Annotated in this window: 1 protein-coding gene and 1 pseudogene; both read left to right on the top strand. The window is 64.4% G+C overall.

What is annotated here, in order from left to right:
* Position 1: 1 nt before the first annotated feature.
* A pseudogene (locus Aple_RS54925) lies at positions 2-637 on the top strand (lyase); the annotation flags it as partial.
* Between the two features lie 42 nt (positions 638-679).
* Entirely contained in the window at positions 680-1837 is a 1158-nt protein-coding gene (locus Aple_RS54920; RefSeq protein ID WP_246264977.1) for a polysaccharide lyase family 8 super-sandwich domain-containing protein, read from the top strand.
* Positions 1838-1905 lie beyond the last annotated feature (68 nt).

Raw genomic sequence — 1905 nt, 5'->3', positions numbered from 1 at the left:
GGTGTATGCGGCGGGGGCGGAGCCCGTGGGGAACTGGTGGCATTGGCGGATTGGGGTGCCTAAGGGGTTGCTCGACGCGGCTGTGCTGATCGGGGGGTATTTGAGTGAGCGGCAGAGTGGGGGGCTTCGGGATGCGGTGGATCACTTTGTTCCGGAGGGATGGCTGGGGTGTTATCGCGGGAACAGTACGGGGGCCAATCGGGTCGATCTGTGTTTGGTGATGTTGCTGCGGGCGATGTTGCGGTCGGATCCGGAGAAGGCGGATCTGGCTGTGTCCGCGTTGTCGCCTGTCTTTCCGCTGGTGGAGGAGGGTGATGGCTTCTACCGGGATGGATCGTTCATTCAGCACACGTTTGTTCCGTATCAGGGTGCGTACGGATCGACGTTGCTGAACGGGATCGCGACCATGTTCGCCGTGTTGCGCGGGTCACCATGGGAGATCACCAATGAGAGCGTCTTCGATGCGGTGGACCGGTCGTTCGCGCCTTTCATCCATGACGGGTTCTGTATGGATCTGGTCCGGGGGCGGGGGATCAACCGGAGGCCGTACGGGGATCACCAGCGGGGGCGGGAGATCGCGGCGTCGATTCTGATGCTGGGGGACGCGGCGGCGCCGGGGGTGCGGGCTCGGTGGCAGGGGATGGTCAAGGGGTGGGCGCGGCGGAACACGCACCAGCCCATGCTTGAGGCCGCGGAGCGGGATGATCTCGCGTTTCACGCGCGGCTTGCCGCGATTCTGGATGATGACGCGATTCCCGCGGCGGATGAGCCGGTCGGGCATCGGTTGTTGCCGATGAGCGCGCGGGCGGTGCATCGCAGGCCGGGGTGGTGTGCGGGGCTCAGCATGGCGTCGGATCGGGTTGGGCATTACGAGCATGGGAACGGGGAGAACCTGCGGGGCTGGCATACCGGTTCGGGGATGCTCTACTGGTGGGCGGCGGGGCATGGGGATCAGTATTCGGATTCGTTCTGGCCGACTGTCGATCCGTATCGGTTGCCGGGGACGACCGTTTCCACGCGGCGATTGCCGGATGGGGCGGGTGCTGGGTGGGGGGATACCTGTCCGCCGGGGCGGTGGGTTGGGGGCGCGACCGACGGTCTGTACGCGACGGTGGGTCAGCACTTGAATGGGCTGGAAAGCACAATGGAGGCATTCAAGTCGTGGTTCTTTCTTGATGATGCGATTGTCTGCTTAGGGGCGGGGATTTCCAGCCAGGACGAGGTTCCTGTCGAAACCATCGTGGATAATCGCAGGACGGAAACGTCGCTTACTCGCGGCGAGAACTGGGTGTATCTGGAGGGGCATGGCGGATATGTCGTGCCGGAGGGAGTTCATACGCTCCAGGAGAAACGCACGTATGGGTTGGTGAGCCGGAGTTATGCCACGCTCTGGCTAGACCATGGGGTGGATCCCATATCAGCGGGATATTTCTACATGCTTCTTCCGGGGACGAGTGCGGAAGAAACGCAGGCCCGTGCCGCCGACCCCGCCTGGGTGGACGTCCTCGCCAACACGCCGCGGCAGCAAGCGGTACGAATCCCCTCCCTTGGGATCACCGCCGCCAACTTCTGGAACGAAGGAACCGCGGGTCCGCTGACCGCTTCCGCTCCTTGCGCCGTCCTCGCCAGGGAAAACCCCGACGGCACCGCCACCGTCTCCGTGTCGGACCCCCGGCGCGACCTCACCGAACTCACCGTGACCTGGCACCGCCCAACCACCAAGATCCTCCAATCCCACCCCCTCGTGACCCACGCCTCCCCCGGCCAGCAGCTCACCCTCACCTTCGGCGACCTCTCCAACCAGCACGGCACATCGATCACCGTCACGATTTCCTGAAATTTCACAAGGGCATCGAGGCGTACCACCAGAACGACGGGGTGGTGATCCCCCACAGGCCCACCACC

Source organism: Acrocarpospora pleiomorpha (assembly GCF_009687885.1).
GTDB classification, from domain to species: Bacteria; Actinomycetota; Actinomycetes; order Streptosporangiales; family Streptosporangiaceae; genus Acrocarpospora; species Acrocarpospora pleiomorpha.
The sequence above is the reverse complement of the archived record's forward strand: the minus strand, read 5'-3'. Positions and strand labels throughout refer to the sequence as shown.